This is a genomic window from Roseovarius sp. ZX-A-9 (assembly GCF_028369135.1).
In the GTDB taxonomy this organism is placed as follows: domain Bacteria; phylum Pseudomonadota; class Alphaproteobacteria; order Rhodobacterales; family Rhodobacteraceae; genus Roseovarius.
Genome location: NZ_JAPWHW010000014.1, coordinates 1 through 19,065, shown reverse-complemented (window position 1 = coordinate 19,065; position 19,065 = coordinate 1). Strand labels below are relative to the sequence as shown.

The following is a 19,065-nucleotide window of genomic DNA, read 5'->3' as shown; positions in this document are numbered from 1 at the left end:
TCACCAAGGAGAAAAGTGAGGGAAAGCCCGGCCTGCCGCCGTGCATGGTGTCCCCGGAAAATCGCATTGGCACGTCCGGGATGCGCGCGTTCAGCGCGCGGCAGGCGGTAATCGGGGGATTAGAGGCGCTCTTGCTGGTGACTTGCGACGCGATCCCGGCCATCTCAGATGGCACAAAGCCCGGCAAGGTGGCTGATTTTGGCCTTTCAGCCAGCCCGCCATTCGCGCTAGGTCTGGGAAAACAGCCTTCCAAGGAGTGCCACATGACAACGCCGGTAACCGTAAATTACATCGAAACAGACATTGACCAGATCGAAGCGGCCAAAGGGCGCGTCGCGGTTCTGATCGGCAAAGACGGCAAGATGGACCCCGGCGCGCGACGCGTGAACAAGCTGACCAAGGGCGCGCTGGCCCGGATGATCGAGGGCGGCGCTCTGGAAAAAATGAAACCGGGAGAGGTCAAGACGCTGGCTTGGCCAACGGGCTTGGCCGCCGAGGCGGTCGATATCGTCTGCGTCGAGCGGGGCGCAAAGCCGGATGAGGCCCGCAAGGCCGGCGTCGCCCTGGGCAAGTTGAAGGGAACCGCGCCGCTGCTGGTGCTGGCCGGTCAGACCCGCCGCCCGGTCGATCTGGCGTTGGGTGTCGTTCTGCGTGCCTACGACTTTACCGCGCACAAGACAAAGAAGGACGAGGAAAACGCCAGCGTGACGATGATGGTCAAGGACCCCGCCGCGATTAAGACCGACGCCGAGGCCGCCACGGCCGTGGCCGAAGGTGTGTTCCTGACCCGCGATCTGGTGAGCGAACCGGCCAACCACCTGACCACCACCGAATTTTCCAACCGGATCAAGGAGATGGAGGGGCTCGGCCTCAAGATCACTGTGCTGGAAGAGCCGGAGCTGGAAAAGCTCGGCATGGGTTGCCTGCTATCGGTTGGGCAGGGCAGTGCCAGCCCGACGAAGGTTGCGGTGATGGAATGGGCCGGGGGCAAGAAGGGCGATGCCCCGCTGGCGCTGGTCGGCAAGGGCGTGGTGTTCGACACGGGCGGGATCAGCCTGAAACCAGCTGCCGGCATGGAAGACATGACCATGGATATGGGCGGTGCGGGCGTTGTCACCGGCGTCATGCACACGCTGGCCCGGCGCAAGGCCAAGGCCAATGTGGTGGGTCTGGTCGGGCTGGTGGAGAACATGCCCTCTGACCGGGCGACGCGCCCCGGCGACGTGGTCACGTCGATGAAGGGTGACACAGTCGAGGTGATCAACACGGACGCCGAAGGCCGTTTGGTTCTGGCGGATGTCATGTGGTACGCACAGCAACAGTTCTCGCCGCGCGCCATGATCGACCTGGCGACCCTGACCGGCGCGATCATCATCGCTCTGGGGCATGAAAACGCGGGCGTTTTCAGTAATGACGACGCCCTGTCGCGCGATTTCCTCAAGGCCGCAGAGGCCGAAGGCGAAGGCGCATGGCGTATGCCGATGGGCCAAGCCTATGACGACATGCTGAAAAGTCAGATTGCTGACATGAAGAATGTCGGTGGCCGCCCCGCCGGGTCGATCACCGCGGCGCAATTCCTCAAGCGATTCGTCAAAGATGATTTGCCTTGGATACACTTGGATATCGCCGGCACGGCATCGGTCAAATCCGACACGCCGCATGCGCCCAAGGGGGCGAGCGGCTGGGGTGTCATGGCGCTCAACCGGCTGGTGGCGGACATGCTGGAAGGCGATTGATGGGGGCGGCCTATTTCTATCACCTGACGCGTCAGCCGCTGGAGGCCACGCTGCCTGTCCTTCTGGGCAAGGCGCGGCAGGCTGGCTGGCGCGTGGCGGTGCGCGGTGCGTCGCAGGCGCGCATGGAATGGCTGGACGAAAAGCTGTGGCAGGGACCCGATGACGGGTTTCTGGCCCACGGTCTGGCCAGCGCGCCGCACGCGGCCGATCAACCGATCCTGCTGACGACGCAGACCGACCTGCCCAATGGCGCGGTCTGCCTGATGGCGGTGGATGGGGCCGATGTCACGGCCGAGGAAGTGGCGGCGTTGTCGCGTGTCTGCGTGCTGTTTGACGGAAACGACATCGCGGCGGTGGACGTGGCACGCGGACAGTGGAAAACGCTGACAGACGCAGGCTGCGCCGCGCAATACTGGTCCGAGGAAAGCGGGCGTTGGGAGAAGAAGGCCGAGAAAAACCCGGCCCCTTCGTCATGACGGGCAGCCGCGGCGCCTCCAGCTTGTTCAGTCACTCGGTGCGCAGCGGAATCTTGTCTTTGTCCAGCTTGTAACTCCAGGGCAGATTGCTGTTCTTCCAGCCGTTTTTCAGCCGCCAGGGCCCGCGCGGATCTTCCTTGAGCGTGCCCCCCTCGAACCCGTCGACCACCACATAGACCTGGGTCAGTCCCAAAGGTGCCAATGCCTTGGCCGACGGCGCGCCGCGTGTTCCGCCCGAGCGACACATCACGATCACCGGAGAATCCGCAGTCAGGCCGCGCGCCTGCATGGCAGCGGCAACGCCTGCGGCGAATTCGGGGTTCTTCTGCATCTGCAAGACAGGTTTGTCGGGGTTCCATGCGGTCGGGTCGACCAGCATGTAGGGTACGTTGACGTCCACGATGTCAGTCCAGCCGGTGAACATGATTTCAATGGGTTCGCGCACATCGACAAAGAGCACCCGGTCGCCCTGCTCTTGTTTCATCTCGAACGCTTCGCGAGAGGTCAGGTAGAGCCCCCACTCGGTCTGGTAAGCTGGGTTCTCAGGCGCGTCGGCGGCAAGACCGGGCGCGGCAAAGCTGGTCGCGATCAGCGCGGCCAAAAACGTTTGACGGATCATCATAAATCCTCCTCAGGTTCAAAATGACAGGACGCGGGCGTCCTTGGACATCAGCAGCGCGGCCATCGCCGACGGTGCGGCTACGGTGATACCATCCAGCAGGACGGTCGTATCCGCGCCCTTGCCGGGCAGGTAGAGCGCACAGACTTCGACTTTGGCACCGGTTTCCATGATCTTTTGCATCAGGCCTTGGGGGCTCATCCCCATCGGAGGCTGTGCTGTCGTCGCGGCTTCGGGCGCGGCTTTCAATGCCAGATCGCCAGCCGGGCCACAAAGCAGCATATGCGCCTGCGCGCCAGCGCGGACGGATTGCATGGTCAACACCATTCCCATTAGCTGGGTCTGGGCATTTTCGCTGGTGATGACGGTGACGAGCTGGTTCGGAGCCTCCTGTGCGGCGGCAGGCAGGGCGGCGGCAGTGCAAAGGGCGATGGTAGGCAGAAAGCGCATGGCATGAATCCTTGAGATCGCGTGTTTCCAATCTCCAGCGTACAAGCCCCAAGCGAACGCGGCATTGACACGGGTCAAATGAGCCTGTGGCAGGGTGACGCGGGGAAGGGGGAGTGCTGCGCTTCAAACCTCTGGCTTTGGCTTTGCGCGAAGCTCCTCAGCGCGTGAGCACCAACCGACCATCGGCGATCTGGATATTGGAAAAGCGTTGTAAGTAGGTCATGCCGAGCAGAGACTCGAACAGTTCGCCCTCATTGACCACCGCGCGTAAGTTGGTGTCGCGCATGTCACCCACGACAAAGCTGTCGAGCCGTACCGCCGCCGTGCGCACAATACCGTTCGCCGTGTTGGCCGTACCGAAATAGTTCAACGTTTCGGGTTTTAGCCCGGCCGCCGTCGCGTCCTCCTGGCTCAGCACGACCTGGCTGGCACCGGTATCGACTACAAAGCGGATCGGGGCGCCGTTCACCTCTGCCTGCAGGTAGTAATGCCCGTCGGGTGCGCGCGGCAGTTCGATTACGCCGCCGGAAAATACGGTCTGCGTTGGCATCACGGTCTGGCGGATATCTTCCCACAATCCGATCCCCGCGAGCACGCCGACAAAGATCAGCCCCCACAGCACCGCCTGCTGCATCGTCTTGCCAAGAGAATTGCGGTTCGAGGCAACGAACCAGAATACCACCGCGCTGCCCAGCACGATGAGATAGATCAGATGTGCACTGTCGAAGTCGTTCATGTCCGTCCGCCCGATTGCCTGGGACACAGATAGGGGGCGGACCTGCGGAATGAAAGGTCAGGCAGGCAGGCCAAAGCCGTGCAGACCGTCGAGGACGAATTGAACCGCGAGCGCGGCCAACAGCATGCCGAGGACTCGTGTCACCACGTTGATTCCGGTCTTCCCCAGCGCTCGCTCAAGAAGTCCGGCGCCAAGAAACGAAATGAAAACAAGGGTCAATACGACGAACATGATGCCGAGAACCCAGGAAATCCCGCTGATGTCGTCCTGCTGTCCGGCCAGCAGGATCACCGTGGCAATCGCGCCCGGCCCGGCGATCAGCGGGATGGCAAGCGGAAAAACGGATGGGTCGTGGTGATCGTCATTTTCCACCTGATCCTCGCGCCGCTTGGTGCGGCGATCGAAAAGCATGTCGAGCGCCGTCAGGAAGAGCAGGATGCCGCCCGCGATGCGAAATGCGGGCATCGAGATGCCAATGAAACCCAGCACCGCCTCGCCGAACGCGGCAAAGACGCAGAGCAGCAGCGCGCTGGTGACGCAGGCGCGGATCGCGATGCGTCGGCGGCGGGTTTGATCCATCCCTTGCGTCATCGCCAGAAACAGCGGCGCCAGCGCGATGGGGTCCATCACGATGAGAAGGGTCACGAAAGTCGTGATAAGCGCGGCACTGTCCATGCCGTCTCAATGCGGTCCGGTCCGGAGCTTGTCAACAGGCGGGGCGGTTCAGGCCTGCGCCTTCTCCAGCTTTTCAAGCGCCTTCATCCACATGGTTTCAGCCCGGCTAAGCCCGTCCATCACCTCTGAATACTTGCGTTGCCAGACGGCGGCCTCGTCGGCCTTGCCTTCTTCATACATGCCCGGATCGGCCAGTTTCTTGGCCAGGCGGTCACGCATTACGTTCAGCTTTTCAACACGTTCTTCGCATTTCTTCGCGTCCTGTCGCAGGGCGAGGATCGTATCGCGCGATGGGCGTTTCGGCTTGTCCGCTTTTGGCTTTTGCGCAGGCTTGTCGCTGGCCAGCAAAGTGGCGCGATAGCCTTCCAGATCGCTCTCGTAGGGGGCGACGCGGCCATCCTTGACCAGCCACAGGCGGTCGGCCACGAGGCTGAGCAGATGCATGTCGTGGCTGACCAGGATCACCGCCCCGGAATAGGCGGTCAGCGCTTCCACCAACGCTTCTCGAGATTCAATATCAAGGTGGTTGGTCGGCTCGTCGAGGATCAGCATATGCGGCGCGTCGATGGTGGCCAGCATCAGCGACAGCCGTGCCTTCTGCCCGCCAGACAGCTTGCCCACAAGGGTTTCGGCCTGCTCTGCACCGATGCCGAAACCGCCCAGACGGGCGCGCAGCCGCGAGGGTGTCTCACCGGGGCGCAGGCGACGGATGTGATCCACGGGTGTTTCGTCAACGTGCAGCTCTTCGACCTGATGCTGTGCAAAATAACCGACGCGCAGCTTGGACGACGTTGTCATGCTGCCGGACATCACATCAAGTTTTCCGGCCAACATCTTGGAAAGGGTGGATTTTCCTTCCCCGTTCTTACCCAGAAGGGCAATCCGGTCATCTTGATCGATCCGCAGGCTCAGCCGCGATAGCACCGGCTTCCCGTCATAGCCCACGGCGACGTTTTCGAGCGCGATGATGGGCGGTGACAGTTCTTCGGGTGAGGGAAAGGTGAATTTCTTGAGCGCGGCCTCTTGGGGCGACGTGATCGGCGTCATCTTCTCGATCATCTTGAGGCGTGATTGCGCCTGCACGGCCTTTGATGCCTTGGCCCGGAAACGATCGACAAAGCTCTGCAGGTGGGCGCGGCGCGCATCCTGTTTCCTGGCCTCGGACTCAGCAGCAGCCAACCGCGCCGCACGGGTGCGCGCAAAGGTGTCGTATCCGCCTTGATAAAGCGTCAGCTTGCGGTCTTCGAGATGCAGGATCGACCCCACCGCGCGATTGAGCAATTCGCGGTCGTGGCTGATGATCAGCACCGTATGCGGGTATCGCGCCAGGTAGGTCTCAAGCCACAGCGCCCCTTCGAGATCGAGATAGTTGGTTGGCTCATCAAGGAGCAACAGGTCAGGTTGCGCAAAGAGCACCGCCGCCAGCGCCACGCGCATCCGCCACCCGCCCGAAAAGGCCGAGCAGGGTTGTTGTTGCTCATCGTGGTTGAAGCCGAGCCCCTTGAGAATAGAGGCGGCGCGTGCCTCGGCGCCCCAGGCGTCGATATCCGCAAGCCGTGTCTGCACTTCGGCAATCCGCGTCGGGTCGGTGGCGGTGTCGGATTCCGCCAGCAGGGCCGCGCGTTCGGTATCGGCGGCCAGCACTGTATCTATCAGTGACACTTCGTTGCTGGGCACCTCCTGAGCGACGCCACCGATGCGGGCGCGGCTGGGCAGAGTGATGGTGCCGGATTCCAGCGCTAATTCGCCCCGGATCAGACGAAAGAGCGTGGTCTTGCCGGTGCCATTGCGCCCGACGATGCCGACCTTGTGGCCGTCAGGGATGGAGACCGATGCATTCACGATCAGCGGGCGGCCTGCGACCGAATATGATATATCTGTAATGCGCAACATGCGCGGAGCGATGGCTGACCACTCTCCACTTGTCAACCGGCGGTCTTATTCCAGCGGGGTTGCCATGCTGTCGGCAGGATAGGTCTTGAACCCGACAAACGGGCTGCCGCCATCCTGACGTAACACGAAAACATGAATTTCCTCATGCAGAAGGGGCGCGCGGCAAAACACGTCGTCTTGCGGCAATTCTCAATATCCACATGAGGTACGGCCGCTTGGAATTGCGCTCAGGTCCGCGGTCGGGGGGCCGTATCGGCCCAGAGCGGTGTCGCCGAAAGGATCGGCGCGGCGGAAGGGGAAAGGGTGGTCAACTACATTGTCGTGATTCCCAGTTTGTCTGGGCGCTTCGGAAATTTCTGCTGATAAAAATGGTCGGAAATAAATCCCTGTAATTCTGGTCTGCGTTGCCGCACCCCGAATAGGTCTTTATTCCACGCTGAACGCGTGTTAATGCCAGCGCCAGATTCACACTTATTCCCTGAAAAGAGGCCGACATGGCAATCGAACGCACGCTGAGCATCATCAAACCCGACGCCACCAAACGCAACCTGACCGGCAAGATCAACGCCAAGTTCGAGGATGCAGGTCTGCGCATCGTCGCGCAAAAGCGCATCCAACTGACTCCGGCACAGGCTGGCAAGTTCTACGAAGTACATGCCGAGCGCCCGTTCTACGGTGAACTGTGCGAATTCATGGCTTCCGGCCCGGTCGTCGTGCAGGTGCTCGAAGGTGAAGGCGCCATTGCCAAGAACCGCGAAGTAATGGGGGCCACGAACCCCGCCGATGCGGCCCCCGGTACAGTCCGTGCAGAATTTGCCGAGAGCGTTGGCGAAAACTCTGTCCACGGTTCGGACGCGCCTGAAACGGCTGCCGTCGAAATCGCGTATTTCTTCTCGGGTCTCGAACTGGTCGGCTGATCAGTCTCTGGCTGACACGTATAGACTAAACGCGTCTCTGACGCGACGATGGGCAGCCTGTCATGGGCTGCCCATTTGCATTTGCGTGTCCAATGCGGATCGTTGCAAAGACGAAATATGATGCCGATGCCGATATCGCCGCAGGGCAGGGTGCGGCGGGCAACGGAGCAGACAAATGTTCCGGTCTCGCGCCTGCGCGGCACTGCGCGCAGGGCGTTATCTTAACCAGCAACAACGCGATTACGCCGCCTTCAGATACTGGCGAAGTCAGTGATAACGCGCCGTGGCCCCGCTTGAGGCTTGGGCTTGGGCTTTGGTTTGGGCGAGCCGGAAGTGCCGCGAGGCGGCTTTGGGGAGTCTTTGGACATCTGCACTGCTCCTGTCTCAGGAAGGCCAGCCGATTCACGCCAGCTGGCGCTTTTTATTGGGGGGGAATGTTGCACGGAGTCGGGGCGTGGGTTGGGTCGAATTAAGGTAAGTTCTTGCCGACCCTACCTTGCATTTCGATGAAAACCGGGCCGCCAGCGCGGGCCTGCTGCAGCGTTATTGGCGCGACAGGTAGGCCCGCGGGCGGTGATTTATGCGCCTGATTTGGGCGCGTGCAGCCGCCGCCGTCTAGCAGCGGCAAAGCAGCGTTTCGTTGCATCGCATCAGGCGTGTCGCCCCAAGCGTGAGGGCGGTCAGATACTGTCATCAGCGCGGTGCGCATGAGAGGCTCCGAAAACTAATTCTGCGGCGCAGCGAAGCTTGCCGAGGCGGCATCTAGGCCGTCGCCGCAGAAAGGTCAAGCGACCATATTTTCCACCGTTTCGCCTATGGCGGAAGGGTTCGGAACGATCGCAACACCGCAGTCCTTGAGGATCTCAACTTTTTCCTGCGCTGATTCGCCAAACGCCGAGACAATCGCCCCTGCATGACCCATCCTGCGCCCCTTGGGGGCCGACAGACCCGCGATATAGGCCGCCACGGGTTTGGTCATGTGATCGCGGATATATTCTGCCGCTTCGGCCTCTTGCGGGCCACCAATCTCGCCGACCATCACGACAGCATCGGTGTCGGGATCGTTCTCGAACAGTTCCAGAATATCGCGAAAGCTTGATCCGTTGATCGGGTCGCCACCGATCCCGATGGACGAGCTGACGCCGATCCCGCGCGCCTTCATCTGACTGGCGGCCTCATATCCCAACGTGCCGGAGCGTCCGACGATCCCGATGCGGCCGGGCAGGTAGATATGCGGCGGCATCAATCCGGCAAAGCCCTGGCCCGGTGTTATGATCCCGGCGCAGTTCGGCCCGATCAGACGCATGCGGCGTTCGGATTTATAGCGGCGCATATAGCGTTTCACGCGGATCATGTCCTGTGTCGGAATGCCGTCAGCGATGCACACGCAGGTGCGGATACCACCATCGGCGGCCTCCATGATCGCATCAGCGGCAAAGGGAGGCGGAACGAAACAGATCGCCAGATCCGCGCCGGTTTCGGCAACCGCGCCCTTGACCGTGTTGAATACCGGCAGGCCATTATGGGTCGTACCGCCCTTGCCGGGGGTCACGCCGCCCACGACATTGGTGCCGTAGGCGCGCATCTCCTCGGCGTGAAAACTGCCGATGCGGCCCGTCAGGCCGGTGACCAGCACGCGTGAATTCTTGTCGATCAGAATAGCCATCAGACGGCTCCTCCGTTTTGGTTGCGGCCAGTTTTCCAGGCGCCGACGACCTTGTCGGCGGCTTCGGCCAATGTGTCGGCGGTGATGATATCGAGCCCGCTTTCGTTGATCAGCGCGCGCCCCTCTTCGACATTGGTGCCCGACAGGCGCACCACCAGCGGCATGGTCAGGTTCAGTTCGCGCACCGCGCGCACCACGCCCTCTGCGATCCAGTCGCAACGGTTGATCCCGGCAAAGATGTTGACCAAAATCGCCTCTACATTGGGATCGTTCAGCACCGCCTTGAATGACATCAGCACACGTTCAGGGCTGGCGCCGCCACCCACATCGAGAAAGTTCGCTGGTTCGCCGCCCGCCATCTTGATCATGTCGAGTGTCGCCATGGCGAGGCCCGCACCGTTGACGATACAGCCAATTTCGCCCTCCAGCCCGATATAGCTCAGCCCTCGATCCTCGGCGTAGGTCTCTCTCGGGTCTTCCTGGCTCTTGTCGCGAAACTCCGAAATCTCGGGCCGACGAAACAGCGCATTGTCATCAAAGCTGACCTTGGCATCCAGCGCCACGATCTCTCCTGCACCGGTCACGACCAGAGGATTGACCTCGACCATGCTGGCGTCCATGTCCTCCATCAGGCGGTAACAGCCAGTGATGGTTTTGGTCGCCTGGGCAATCAGCGCCGGATCCAGCCCCAACTGGAACGCGATCTCGCGCGCCTGAAAGGCCTGCATGCCCACGGCCGGATCGACGACCGAGCGGATGATGCTGTCGGGCTCATCGGTCGAGATATCCTCGATCTCCATGCCGCCCTGTGCCGAGGCCACGACCACCACGCGTTCTTCGGTGCGGTCCATCACGAAAGCCAGGTAGATTTCCTGCGCGATATCCGTGGCTTCCTCGATGTAGAGACGGCTGACCAGCTTGCCCGCCGGGCCGGTCTGGTGCGTGACCAGCTTGCGCCCCAGCATCCAGGCAGCGGCATCCGCAATCTCGTCATCCGAGGAGCAGATCCGCACGCCGCCCGCTTTGCCGCGTGCGCCTGAATGGATCTGCGCCTTGACCACGCATTTGCCGCCCGACAATTCATGACTGCGATAAACCGCCTGTTCAGGGCTGTAGGCGATGCCGCCGCGCGGGACGTTCACGCCAAACCGCTTCAGCAACTCCTTGGCCTGATACTCGTGAATATCCATCTGATATCCTCCTGCCTAGCTGTTCTTGGCCGCGATGGCGTCGGCCACCGTCAGCACATTGTTCGCCATCCGCTCTGACGCGGCGTCGATCATCTTGCCGTCGAGGCTGGCGGCGCCCTTGCCTGCGGCTTCGGCCTTGCGCAATTCCTTGATCACGCGGCGGGCGCGAGTCACTTCGGCCTCGGGTGGGGAAAAGACATCATTGGCCATGGCGATCTGGCTTGGATGGATCGCCCATTTGCCTTCGATCCCGAGGGCTGCGGCGCGTTTGGCCGACAGGATGTAGCCGTCCGGGTCGCTGAAATCGCCGAACGGCCCGTCAATGGCGCGCAACCCGTAGGCGCGGCAGGCGACGGTCATGCGGCTGAGCGCGAAATGCCACTGGTCGCCGGGGTAATCGGGGTTCAGACCGCCAATGACGACGGTACGGGCGCGGTTCGACGCGGCATAATCCGCCACACCGAAATGCATTGCCTCCAGACGGCCCGGGGCGGCGGCGATCGCCTCGACATTGGCCATGCCAAGGGCGGTTTCGATCAGCGCCTCGATGCCGATCTGGTGGGTGAAGCCCATTGCTTCTTCGATCTGGCTGACCATGGTTTCGACGGTGTAGAGATCGGCAGGCACGCCCACCTTGGGCACCAGGATCGTATCCAGATGCTGACCGGCCTGTTCGACGATATCGACCACGTCGCGATACATGTAATGGGTGTCGAGCCCGTTGATCCGGATCGACATGGTCTTGCCCTTGGCCTTCCAGTCGATGTCATTGAGCGCCTCAATGATATTTTTGCGCGCCTGCACTTTCTCAGGCGGGGCGACCGCGTCTTCGAGATCGAGAAAGATGTAGTCCACGTCGCTTTCGGCAGCCTTTTCGATCATCGACGGGTTCGAGCCGGGTACTGCCAGTTCGGAGCGCTGGAGGCGTTGTTTCTTGAGGGGGTGCAAGGTGTAGCTCATCGGGGGCATCCTTTTCTTGGGCAGGGCATGGCGACATTAGGTGTCGGTAGGCCATGACAAGAGATTGTCAGCTTGCGATCCCCGGTGACACTTTCTGTTGGGTAGCTTCATCCGACCCGGTGTGGCGTGCTGGTCTGAACGGGTAGGGTGCCGCTACCCGAAGGCGCTATATGGGATGCACCGGAATACAATGCGCCATGAGATCAATCCTGATCGCATCGGGCGGGCTGTATCGGCGGTGTGAACTTGCGCTATTTAAGTGTCGTGCGGGGCCTGACCCCTGCCGGCATTCCGTGGTATACATTTTTTTCCTTTGATTACATCGGTTTCGTGCACAGAAATGTCGGAATTTCGTCGCCATGCCACGCGGCGTTGTGGTGCTGTTGGTCATGGATATGGCAACAACCCTCACATCGCGCGTCATTGTCGCTGACCGGCAGTTGATCGTCTGTCAGGGGATCGGCTCGCTGGTGGGGCAGATCCCCGGTGTGGCCCTGGGCAGCTTCGCGACAGAGATTGAAGAGCTGCGCAAGTTGATTGCGGCGGAGGACGGTCAGGTGATCGTGATCCTCGGCGTGCGCCTGGCCGATGCCGATCTGGCCACGACTCTGGACATGTTGCGCAAGGATTTTCCGCGCGCGATGATCGTGGTGGTGGCGGACGATACCGAATTCGCCTTTATCCGCGCGGCGGTGAAAGCGGGGGCCAATTCGGTCTGCATGATGAGCCAGATACTGGTGAGCTTGCCCAAAATTCTGGGCAAGCTGGTCGAGGGGCATTCGATTGTGCCCACCGATATTCTGTGCCGCCTGACCAACGAGACCGCGGATTCGCTGACCCGGCGCGAGCATGAGATCCTCGGGTTGCTGGTGAACGGGCTGACCAATTTCCAGATTTCCGCGCGGCTGGGCCTGTCGGAAAATACCGTCAAATATTACCTCAAGGCGATCTACCAGAAGCTTGCCGTCAATTCGCGGGGCGGGGCGATCGCGAAATATGTCGCCGGGAATTACTGACTAAGGTTTGACCTGCGCGCGGACCGCTGCAGAAAATTCTGCGAATTTTCCGAAAAAGAGATTATTCTGCGAATAATCCCGGATGCTCAGCTGTCGGGGGTTACGCGGAGCAGGTGCCAGCGCACGGCGTCGTTCTTGACCGGATCGAGATCCTGGACGCGCGCGGACAAGCCGACAAGCTGTGTCACGTGATAGGGGATCAGCGTACCAGAGTTTTCCCAGAGCCGCTTTTGCGCCGCCACATAGAGCGCCTTGCGTTTTTCGAAATCCAGCTCGGCGCGGGCGTCGCTCATCAGCTGATCGAAAACCTCATCGCGGTAGTATGTCTCGTTCCATTTTGCGCCGGACTGGAATGCCTCGTTGAGGGCCTGATCGGCGGGCCGCTCATTCCAACGGGTCGCCACCGCGTCTTTCTGCATCCAGACTTGGCTCCAGTAACCATCGGTCGATTCCTTCTTGATCGTCACGCGGATACCCGCAGCGGCAGTCTGCCGCTGGTAAACCACCGCCATGGTCGGCCAGGTGGAGTCGAGGGCTGAGACATGCAGCGTAATGTCGATGCCATCGGGATAGCCCGCCTCGGCCAGCAGCGCCTTTGCGGCTGCGGTGTCCTGGGGGCAGTCGATGTTCATGCGGTACTGGTCGTTGGGGGCCACAGGGGTGTCGCAGGCGACAATGCCGCGCCCGCCCAGCACCAGTTTCAGCATATCCTCGCGATCCACGGCGAGCCGCAACGCGCGGCGCACCCGGGCATCGTCGAAAGGTGCTACGTCCGTTCGGAAAGCCGCGCCGATCCAGTTGCCGGTCGGAACTTGCTGGACCTGGTAGCGATCCGACGCCTCCAGCACCTTGCCAAGCTGCGGGGTGATGCCGCGCTCCATGTCGATCTGGCCGCCCAGCAGCGCTTGCAGGCGTGCCTGCGCGTCGGGGATGGCAATCACTTCCATCGCGGCGACGCCGGGGGGGCCTTCGAAGTAGTCGGGATTGGCCTTGAGAAGGGTGATGCCATCGGGGTCGAACCGTTCGACCATGAAAGGGCCGGTGCCGATGCCGGTCTGCGCGATGGTATCCCCAGACCCTTCTGGGATGATCCGCATGCGGAAATCCATGAGTTGAAGTGGCAAGTCGGCAAACGGGCCATCGAGATGGATGCGCACGCGGTGTGGTCCGACCGCTTCGACCTGCTGGATCATCTGGATCGTGGCTCGCGCAGAGTTGTCATTGTCGGGCGCGATGATCCGGTTCAGCGAATAGACCACATCGGCGGCGTTGAAGGTGCTGCCGTCGTGAAACCTGACGCCCTCGCGCAGGTCGAACGTCCATATGGTGCCGTCGTCATTGGGTGTCCATGCGGTGGCCAGAACCGGCTGTGGGGTGCCGTCCGCGCCGGGCCGGACGAGGCGGTTCATGACCTTTTCGGTGATTTGCAGCACGCGCCCGTTGGACATCGGATCGAGGTTGCTCAGCGCACCGAAGCCCAGTTCATGGGCCTGACGGAAGGTGCCAGTGGGCTCGGCCGCAGCGGGCAGGGCTAGAAGAAGGGTAAGTGCGGTGAGCAGCGGTTTCATCGGCCGAACATAACATGGGACGGAGCCGAGGGAAGCGGGCTTTTGTCAGTCGGAGTGCAAAGTGCCAGCCGGGTCTGCGCTGACCCGGCGGCCCCTTGGCTCTGGTTCGGTGCGGGTGTTATCCCCGCCGCCGCCTGCGCCCACCGCCCGCACCATCGCCGCCTGTGTTGAACGACACATCCGGCAGCGTCACGATACTGTTGAGGATCGGGAAGGGCTCGACCGCATTCGGAATTGCCGAGGCGTTCACGAAATGCTCCTGAAAGCGCGGTTCAACAGCGGTCTCGACCTTGTGGATCCGGCGCACGGTCTCTTCGATCTCGGCGCGCGCGTCCTTGTTGATCAGCGCGATCCGGGCGCCGGTGCCGGCGGCGTTGCCGGCCGACGTGACCTTCTCCAGCGGTGCGTCGGGGATCATGCCCAGCACCATGGCGTGTTTGGGGCTGATATGCGCGCCAAAGGCCCCCGCCAGCACGACACGGTCCACATTGTCGACGCCGAACTTGTCCATCAGCAGGCGCGCGCCGGAATAGAGCGCGGCCTTGGCCATCTGGATGGCGCGGATATCCGGGTTGGTGATGGTGATGCGCGGGCCGCCCTCAGCGGATGCGTCGTGCAGCAGGTAGGAGTTGGTCCGCCCGTCAAGGATGCAGCGCTCCGAGCCGGTCTGCGCGGCAGAGCCGATCAGGCCGGAAGCGTCCAATATACCGGCAAGGCGCATTTCGGCGATCGCCTCGATGATGCCCGAGCCGCAGATTCCGGTGATGCCGCTTTCGGCGGTGGCCTCGGCAAAAGCCGGGTCGTCGGACCACAGGTCAGAGCCGATCACGCGAAAGCGCGGCTCTTTGGTCACCGGATCGATTTCGACCTTCTCGATGGCGCCCGGGGCGGCACGTTGGCCTGCGCTGATCTGCGCGCCTTCGAAGGCCGGGCCGGTGGGCGATGAACAGGCCAGTACCTTTTCGCGGTTGCCCAGCAAGATCTCGGCATTGGTGCCGACATCGACGACCAGCACCAGATCCTCGGATTTGTCCGGCGCCTCTGACAGCGCGACGGCGGCGGCGTCTGCCCCGACATGGCCCGCAATGCAGGGCAACAGGTAGACGCGCGCCGAAGGATGCAGGACAAGGTCCAGTTCATGCGCACGCAGGCGGATAGCATCGGACGTGCCGAGTGCAAAGGGCGCCTGGCCCAGTTCGAACGGGTCGATTCCAAGGAACAGGTGATGCATGACCGGGTTGCAGACAAAGACGGCATCGACGATCAGCATCTTGTCGATGCCCGCATCGGCAGCGACATTATCAAACAGCGCGTTCATACCGTCGCGCACGGCGGCGGTCATTTCGGCGGCACCGCCCTTGTTCATCATCGAATAGCTGACGCGGCTCATCAGGTCTTCGCCAAAGCGGATCTGCGGGTTCATGATGCCGGACGACGCGATCACCTCGCCGGTGCCCAGATCGCAAAGATGTGCCGCGATGGTGGTGGAGCCGAGATCGACAGCGAGGCCGTAAACCGTGCCTTCATAGAAACCGGGCCACAGGTGCATGATGCGCGGTGGGTTTTCGTCGTCGCCCAGGTTGACGGCGCAAGTGACCTTCCAGCCACCCTTGCGCAGGATTGGCTGCATGGTTTGCAGAATGTGCAGATCGGCATGGACATTCTTGAGCTCCCATTGCTCGTCCAGCGCCGTGCAGAGTCGCTCCAGATCGCCCGAGGGTTTGTGCATGTCGGGTTCTTCGACCTCGACGTAAAACAGCCGGGTCGATGGATTCAATGTAATCTCGCGTGCCTCGGCGCGCTTGCGCACAACCTGCTTGTGCACCTGGCTCTCGGGCGGCACGTCGATGACCACGTCGCGCTGCACCGTGGCCTGACATCCCAGGCGGCGGCCCTTTTTCAGGCCGCGCTTGTCGTCGTAGCGCTGTTCGACCGAGTTCCATTCCGACAATGCGTCTTCATGGACGGTCACGCCGTGTTTGGAAAATTCACCATATGACGGCGTGATCTGGCATTTAGAGCAGATACCGCGCCCGCCGCAGACCGAATCGAGGTCCACTCCCAACTGCCGTGCAGCGGTCAGAACGGGTGTACCCACGGGGAAACGGCCACGTTTTCCCGAAGGGGTGAATACGACGAGAGGATCGGTGCTCATGGCGACTCCATCTGGTGGGCGATCTACATGGCCGGACCATAGTGGTTTGCGCGCCGTTGGGTAGGCCGCAACCGGCAAAATCTGGCTTTGGCGCGTCATGCGCGCATGTCTTGATCCCTCGCGGCCCTCGCAGAGCCGACCGGTGTCACATCCATGTCCGCTCTTTGCATGCTTCGTGATCATCCGCGCCGCAGGCAGCCCCTCAAGCAGCGCATGCACTGGAAAGGCGCGAATTGACCTTTCGTCTCTTTCATATCCATGCAATAGGGAAGCGCCAAACGACCCCATGCATGGAGATACGCTATGGAAATTCGTGAGGCCCTGACATTCGACGATGTTCTGCTGGTCCCCGCTGCGTCAAATGTGCTGCCGAGCACCGCAGACACACGTACGCATGTGACCAAGTCCATAGCTCTCAACATCCCGCTACTGAGTTCTGCCATGGATACCGTGACCGAGTCGCGCATGGCGATCTGCATGGCCCAGGCCGGGGGCATGGGCGTGGTGCACCGCAACCTCAATCTCGAAGAACAGGCCGAAGAAGTACGGCGAGTGAAGCGGTTCGTCAGCGGCATTGTCTATAACCCGATTACCCTGACACCCGATCAGACATTGGCCGATGCGCAGGCACTGCAGGAACGCTACCGCGTGACCGGATTCCCGGTGGTGGACGAGAGCGGGCGCGTCGTGGGGATCGTGACCAACCGCGACATGCGCTTCGCCGAGGATCCAAAGACCCCGGTACGGGTGATGATGACCAGCGATGATCTGGCCGTGTTGCAGGAACCTGCAGAGCTCGAAGAGGCCAAGTCGCTGATGAAGGCGCGGCGGATCGAGAAATTGCTGGTCACCGATGGCAAGGGCAAGCTGACAGGGCTTCTGACGCTGAAGGATACCGAACAGGCGGTTCTGAACCCGAATGCCTGCATGGACAAGCTGGGGCGCCTGCGCGTCGCGGCGGCCTCGACCGTCGGCGATGCCGGTTTCGAGCGCAGTCAGGCGCTGGTGGATGCGGGCGTGGACATGATCGTGATCGACACCGCGCATGGCCATTCCGAGGGTGTCGCCCAGGCGGTGGAGCGCGCCAAGAAGCTGTCGAACGAGGTGCAGGTCGTCGCCGGAAACGTGGCCACGGCCGAGGCCACCCGAGCGCTGATCGGCGCGGGCGCGGATGCGATCAAGGTCGGCATCGGTCCGGGCAGCATCTGTACCACGCGGATGGTCGCAGGTGTTGGCGTGCCACAGCTGACTGCGGTCATGGATTGTGTCAGAGGCGCGGGCGACATCCCGATAATCGCCGATGGCGGCATCAAGTTCTCGGGCGATTTTGCCAAGGCGATCGCGGCGGGCGCGTCCTGCGCCATGGTGGGCAGCATGATCGCGGGTACTGATGAGAGCCCGGGCGAAGTGATCCTCTACCAGGGGCGGTCCTACAAGGCCTATCGCGGCATGGGTTCCCTGGGGGCGATGGCACGGGGCAGCGCCGACCGGTATTTCCAAAAGGATGCCGCGAGTGACAAGCTGGTGCCCGAAGGGATCGAAGGACGAGTGCCGTACAAAGGCGCTGCGGGCGCGGTCATTCACCAGTTGGTTGGCGGCCTGCGCGCGGCGATGGGGTATACCGGCTGTGCGACGGTCGAAGCGATGCGCAAGAATTGCCATTTCGTCAGGATCACCGGTGCTGGTCTGACCGAGAGCCATGTGCACGACGTTCAGATCACCCGCGAAAGCCCGAATTACCGCATCGGGTAGGGCGCTGTTTTTAATGATTTTAGGGGCCCGGGCGAGAGATCGCCTGGGCCTTCTTGCTGGAATGGGGCAGGCGGCCAGGCATCCTGTTCCCCTCACCGGTGACCTAAAGTGACCGGAGCCTGCGGCGCGATCCCCAGCCGAGCAGCCCCAATGCGCCGAGAAGGAGTGTCGCGCTTGCCGGAAGCGGCACGGGTGTAATCGCCTGCGGGGCGGCATTCGTCCCTTGGGTCAAGAACGCGCCTGATCCCGAAGTGATCGTCACTCCATCCGCAAGCCCGAGACTCGCGAAGCCATCGAATTCCAGATCGAGATCAATCATCGTATTGTTGCCGGCGATGATCGTCGTGGTCAGGTCGGCGAAAAAATCGAAGCTCTGGGTGTCGGAGGTGACCGGCAGCGTGAACGACAGCGTCCCGCTCAGAACGTCCGATATCGGAAGGTTGCCGGGGCCATAGCCGAAGGACGCCAGATCCTTGCCAAGAGTTCGCTCCGGACCACCGAAGATCGGGAAAGCCAGACTCTTCCAGTTTCCCGCGCTCGCTCCGATCGCCGGGTCGAAGACGGCAAATCGGGTGCTTCCCGTCAGCAACATCGACGCCGCCGGGTTGGCCAGATCCATGGTGGCGTCGACCGCTAAGTTGTAGCTCAGCTTGAAATCCACGTTTGTCCCGGCACCACCAGTGATCGTCACCCGATCGCCGAATGTTGCTGTCATCCCGTGGATCGCTCTTATTTCGTTGGATTGGAGTTGCCCGTGCAGGGCGCCTTCCCCGAGCTTCGCATTCGTCTCGATCAAGGTCGTGCCATTGACGTGGCTGGTGCTCTTGCTCGTTTGCCCATCTTCCTCCAGCCCGCCGCGCAATGTGAGAAGAGGGTTGTTGGAACTGATCCGGTCCTGAACGAAATAAGTCGCGGCCCCCGAGGGGCCGGCAAAGGCGAGCATACCGGCGGCAGCGATCGCGAATGGGAGATGATATTTGTGCATCGGTCTTGTTCTCCGTGATGTGTGTTGTCGCATGGCATCCACTGAAGGCGTGCGAAAACTGAGGCGGTCCGGCTCTTAAATTAGCCGTCGTCAAGAGCCCTTTGATTTGGCCCTTCGGAAAATTGGATGTGGGGAATTGAAAAAGGTTCCCGCGAGGCCGCGCGAAAACGTGGCGCGATCTTGGGAAAACGCTTTGCGGATGGGGTGGATGGCTCCTGCATCAACCGGCGTCGCAATGCGCCATAGTGCAGTTGTCGTAAACTGCTTATGA

The 19,065-nt window shown here is 61.7% G+C and carries 18 protein-coding genes; 5 read left to right on the top strand and 13 right to left on the bottom strand.

The genetic code is table 11. The features are described from left to right. Positions 1 to 263: 263 nt before the first annotated feature. The gene (locus tag O3306_RS14080; RefSeq protein ID WP_272008424.1) at positions 264 to 1,736 is read left to right on the top strand and encodes a leucyl aminopeptidase; all 1,473 of its coding nucleotides are present in this window, start codon (positions 264 to 266) and stop codon (positions 1,734 to 1,736) included. Further along, on the top strand, positions 1,736 to 2,212 hold the full coding sequence (locus tag O3306_RS14075; protein ID WP_272008422.1) for a DNA polymerase III subunit chi: 477 nt from the start codon (positions 1,736 to 1,738) through the stop codon (positions 2,210 to 2,212). Before O3306_RS14080 ends, O3306_RS14075 begins: the two co-directional genes overlap by 1 nt. 31 nt (positions 2,213 to 2,243) lie before the next feature. Here O3306_RS14075 and O3306_RS14070 read toward each other — a convergent pair whose 3' ends face one another. The 6 genes from O3306_RS14070 to O3306_RS14045 all read right to left on the bottom strand — a co-directional run bounded on the left by O3306_RS14070 (position 2,244) and on the right by O3306_RS14045 (position 6,771). Then, positions 2,244 to 2,831 carry a rhodanese-like domain-containing protein gene (locus tag O3306_RS14070; RefSeq protein WP_272008420.1) on the bottom strand — a complete coding sequence of 196 codons (588 nt, stop codon included), beginning with the start codon at positions 2,829 to 2,831 and terminating at the stop codon, positions 2,244 to 2,246. Positions 2,832 to 2,849: 18 nt separating this feature from the next. Next, complete coding sequence (locus tag O3306_RS14065) at positions 2,850 to 3,281, bottom strand: hypothetical protein (protein WP_272008418.1); 432 nt, start codon at positions 3,279 to 3,281, stop codon at positions 2,850 to 2,852. Between the two features lie 157 nt (positions 3,282 to 3,438). After that, positions 3,439 to 4,017: a retropepsin-like aspartic protease family protein gene (locus O3306_RS14060; RefSeq protein WP_272008417.1), complete on the bottom strand. Its 579-nt coding sequence runs from the start codon at positions 4,015 to 4,017 to the stop codon at positions 3,439 to 3,441. Positions 4,018 to 4,074: 57 nt separating this feature from the next. Beyond that, a complete protein-coding gene (locus O3306_RS14055; RefSeq protein WP_272008415.1) occupies positions 4,075 to 4,692 on the bottom strand; it encodes a MarC family protein in 618 nt (205 codons plus the stop codon). A 48-nt stretch (positions 4,693 to 4,740) separates the two neighbouring features. Next, positions 4,741 to 6,585, bottom strand: coding sequence for an ABC-F family ATP-binding cassette domain-containing protein (locus O3306_RS14050; protein WP_272008413.1), 1,845 nt, complete (start codon positions 6,583 to 6,585; stop codon positions 4,741 to 4,743). 45 nt (positions 6,586 to 6,630) lie between these two features. Continuing rightward, positions 6,631 to 6,771, bottom strand: a complete 141-nt coding sequence (locus O3306_RS14045) for a hypothetical protein (protein ID WP_272008411.1) — start codon at positions 6,769 to 6,771, stop codon at positions 6,631 to 6,633. A gap of 308 nt (positions 6,772 to 7,079) precedes the next feature. On the opposite strand from O3306_RS14045, the gene ndk reads away from it, so the two are divergent. After that, positions 7,080 to 7,502 (top strand): nucleoside-diphosphate kinase, encoded by a 423-nt coding sequence (ndk, locus tag O3306_RS14040; RefSeq protein WP_272008409.1) that lies wholly within the window; start codon positions 7,080 to 7,082, stop codon positions 7,500 to 7,502. A 784-nt stretch (positions 7,503 to 8,286) separates the two neighbouring features. On the opposite strand, the gene sucD is transcribed toward ndk, so the two are convergent. Genes sucD through O3306_RS14025 form a run of 3 tightly spaced genes read right to left on the bottom strand, consistent with a single transcriptional unit; the run spans position 8,287 to position 11,318 of the window. Beyond that, positions 8,287 to 9,168 carry a succinate--CoA ligase subunit alpha gene (gene sucD, locus O3306_RS14035; RefSeq protein ID WP_272008407.1) on the bottom strand — a complete coding sequence of 294 codons (882 nt, stop codon included), beginning with the start codon at positions 9,166 to 9,168 and terminating at the stop codon, positions 8,287 to 8,289. After that, positions 9,168 to 10,358: a malate--CoA ligase subunit beta gene (locus O3306_RS14030; RefSeq protein ID WP_272008405.1), complete on the bottom strand. Its 1,191-nt coding sequence runs from the start codon at positions 10,356 to 10,358 to the stop codon at positions 9,168 to 9,170. Before O3306_RS14030 ends, sucD begins: the two co-directional genes overlap by 1 nt. A gap of 15 nt (positions 10,359 to 10,373) precedes the next feature. Further along, positions 10,374 to 11,318 carry an HpcH/HpaI aldolase/citrate lyase family protein gene (locus O3306_RS14025; RefSeq protein ID WP_272008403.1) on the bottom strand — a complete coding sequence of 315 codons (945 nt, stop codon included), beginning with the start codon at positions 11,316 to 11,318 and terminating at the stop codon, positions 10,374 to 10,376. Between the two features lie 359 nt (positions 11,319 to 11,677). Between O3306_RS14025 and O3306_RS14020 the strand changes: the two genes are divergently transcribed. Next, a complete protein-coding gene (locus O3306_RS14020) occupies positions 11,678 to 12,334 on the top strand; it encodes a helix-turn-helix transcriptional regulator (protein WP_272008401.1) in 657 nt (218 codons plus the stop codon). A gap of 86 nt (positions 12,335 to 12,420) precedes the next feature. Here O3306_RS14020 and O3306_RS14015 read toward each other — a convergent pair whose 3' ends face one another. Together O3306_RS14015 and O3306_RS14010 are read right to left on the bottom strand one after the other, a co-directional pair. After that, the gene (locus tag O3306_RS14015; RefSeq protein ID WP_272008399.1) at positions 12,421 to 13,902 is read right to left on the bottom strand and encodes an ABC transporter substrate-binding protein; all 1,482 of its coding nucleotides are present in this window, start codon (positions 13,900 to 13,902) and stop codon (positions 12,421 to 12,423) included. A gap of 118 nt (positions 13,903 to 14,020) precedes the next feature. Continuing rightward, positions 14,021 to 16,057, bottom strand: coding sequence for an ASKHA domain-containing protein (locus O3306_RS14010; protein ID WP_272008397.1), 2,037 nt, complete (start codon positions 16,055 to 16,057; stop codon positions 14,021 to 14,023). Between the two features lie 303 nt (positions 16,058 to 16,360). Here O3306_RS14010 and guaB point away from each other — a divergent pair, with 303 nt between their 5' ends. Next, complete coding sequence (guaB, locus tag O3306_RS14005; protein WP_272008395.1) at positions 16,361 to 17,809, top strand: IMP dehydrogenase; 1,449 nt, start codon at positions 16,361 to 16,363, stop codon at positions 17,807 to 17,809. A 103-nt stretch (positions 17,810 to 17,912) separates the two neighbouring features. Here the strand turns inward: guaB and O3306_RS14000 are convergent, their stop codons facing one another. Together O3306_RS14000 and O3306_RS13995 are read right to left on the bottom strand one after the other, a co-directional pair. Further along, positions 17,913 to 18,794: a PEP-CTERM sorting domain-containing protein gene (locus O3306_RS14000; RefSeq protein ID WP_272008393.1), complete on the bottom strand. Its 882-nt coding sequence runs from the start codon at positions 18,792 to 18,794 to the stop codon at positions 17,913 to 17,915. Between the two features lie 90 nt (positions 18,795 to 18,884). After that, a partial coding sequence (locus O3306_RS13995; RefSeq protein WP_272008392.1) for a hypothetical protein occupies positions 18,885 to 19,065 on the bottom strand: 181 nt, incomplete at its 5' end.

Coding starts and splice junctions, on each gene's coding strand:
- O3306_RS14080 (WP_272008424.1), top strand. CDS start 264: ATGACAACGCCGGTAACCGTAAATTACATCGAAACAGACATTGACCAG.
- O3306_RS14075 (WP_272008422.1), top strand. CDS start 1,736: ATGGGGGCGGCCTATTTCTATCACCTGACGCGTCAGCCGCTGGAGGCC.
- O3306_RS14070 (WP_272008420.1), bottom strand. CDS start 2,831: ATGATCCGTCAAACGTTTTTGGCCGCGCTGATCGCGACCAGCTTTGCC.
- O3306_RS14065 (WP_272008418.1), bottom strand. CDS start 3,281: ATGCGCTTTCTGCCTACCATCGCCCTTTGCACTGCCGCCGCCCTGCCT.
- O3306_RS14060 (WP_272008417.1), bottom strand. CDS start 4,017: ATGAACGACTTCGACAGTGCACATCTGATCTATCTCATCGTGCTGGGC.
- O3306_RS14055 (WP_272008415.1), bottom strand. CDS start 4,692: ATGGACAGTGCCGCGCTTATCACGACTTTCGTGACCCTTCTCATCGTG.
- O3306_RS14050 (WP_272008413.1), bottom strand. CDS start 6,585: ATGTTGCGCATTACAGATATATCATATTCGGTCGCAGGCCGCCCGCTG.
- ndk (WP_272008409.1), top strand. CDS start 7,080: ATGGCAATCGAACGCACGCTGAGCATCATCAAACCCGACGCCACCAAA.
- sucD (WP_272008407.1), bottom strand. CDS start 9,168: ATGGCTATTCTGATCGACAAGAATTCACGCGTGCTGGTCACCGGCCTG.
- O3306_RS14030 (WP_272008405.1), bottom strand. CDS start 10,358: ATGGATATTCACGAGTATCAGGCCAAGGAGTTGCTGAAGCGGTTTGGC.
- O3306_RS14025 (WP_272008403.1), bottom strand. CDS start 11,318: ATGAGCTACACCTTGCACCCCCTCAAGAAACAACGCCTCCAGCGCTCC.
- O3306_RS14020 (WP_272008401.1), top strand. CDS start 11,678: ATGCCACGCGGCGTTGTGGTGCTGTTGGTCATGGATATGGCAACAACC.
- O3306_RS14015 (WP_272008399.1), bottom strand. CDS start 13,902: ATGAAACCGCTGCTCACCGCACTTACCCTTCTTCTAGCCCTGCCCGCT.
- O3306_RS14010 (WP_272008397.1), bottom strand. CDS start 16,057: ATGAGCACCGATCCTCTCGTCGTATTCACCCCTTCGGGAAAACGTGGC.
- guaB (WP_272008395.1), top strand. CDS start 16,361: ATGGAAATTCGTGAGGCCCTGACATTCGACGATGTTCTGCTGGTCCCC.
- O3306_RS14000 (WP_272008393.1), bottom strand. CDS start 18,794: ATGCACAAATATCATCTCCCATTCGCGATCGCTGCCGCCGGTATGCTC.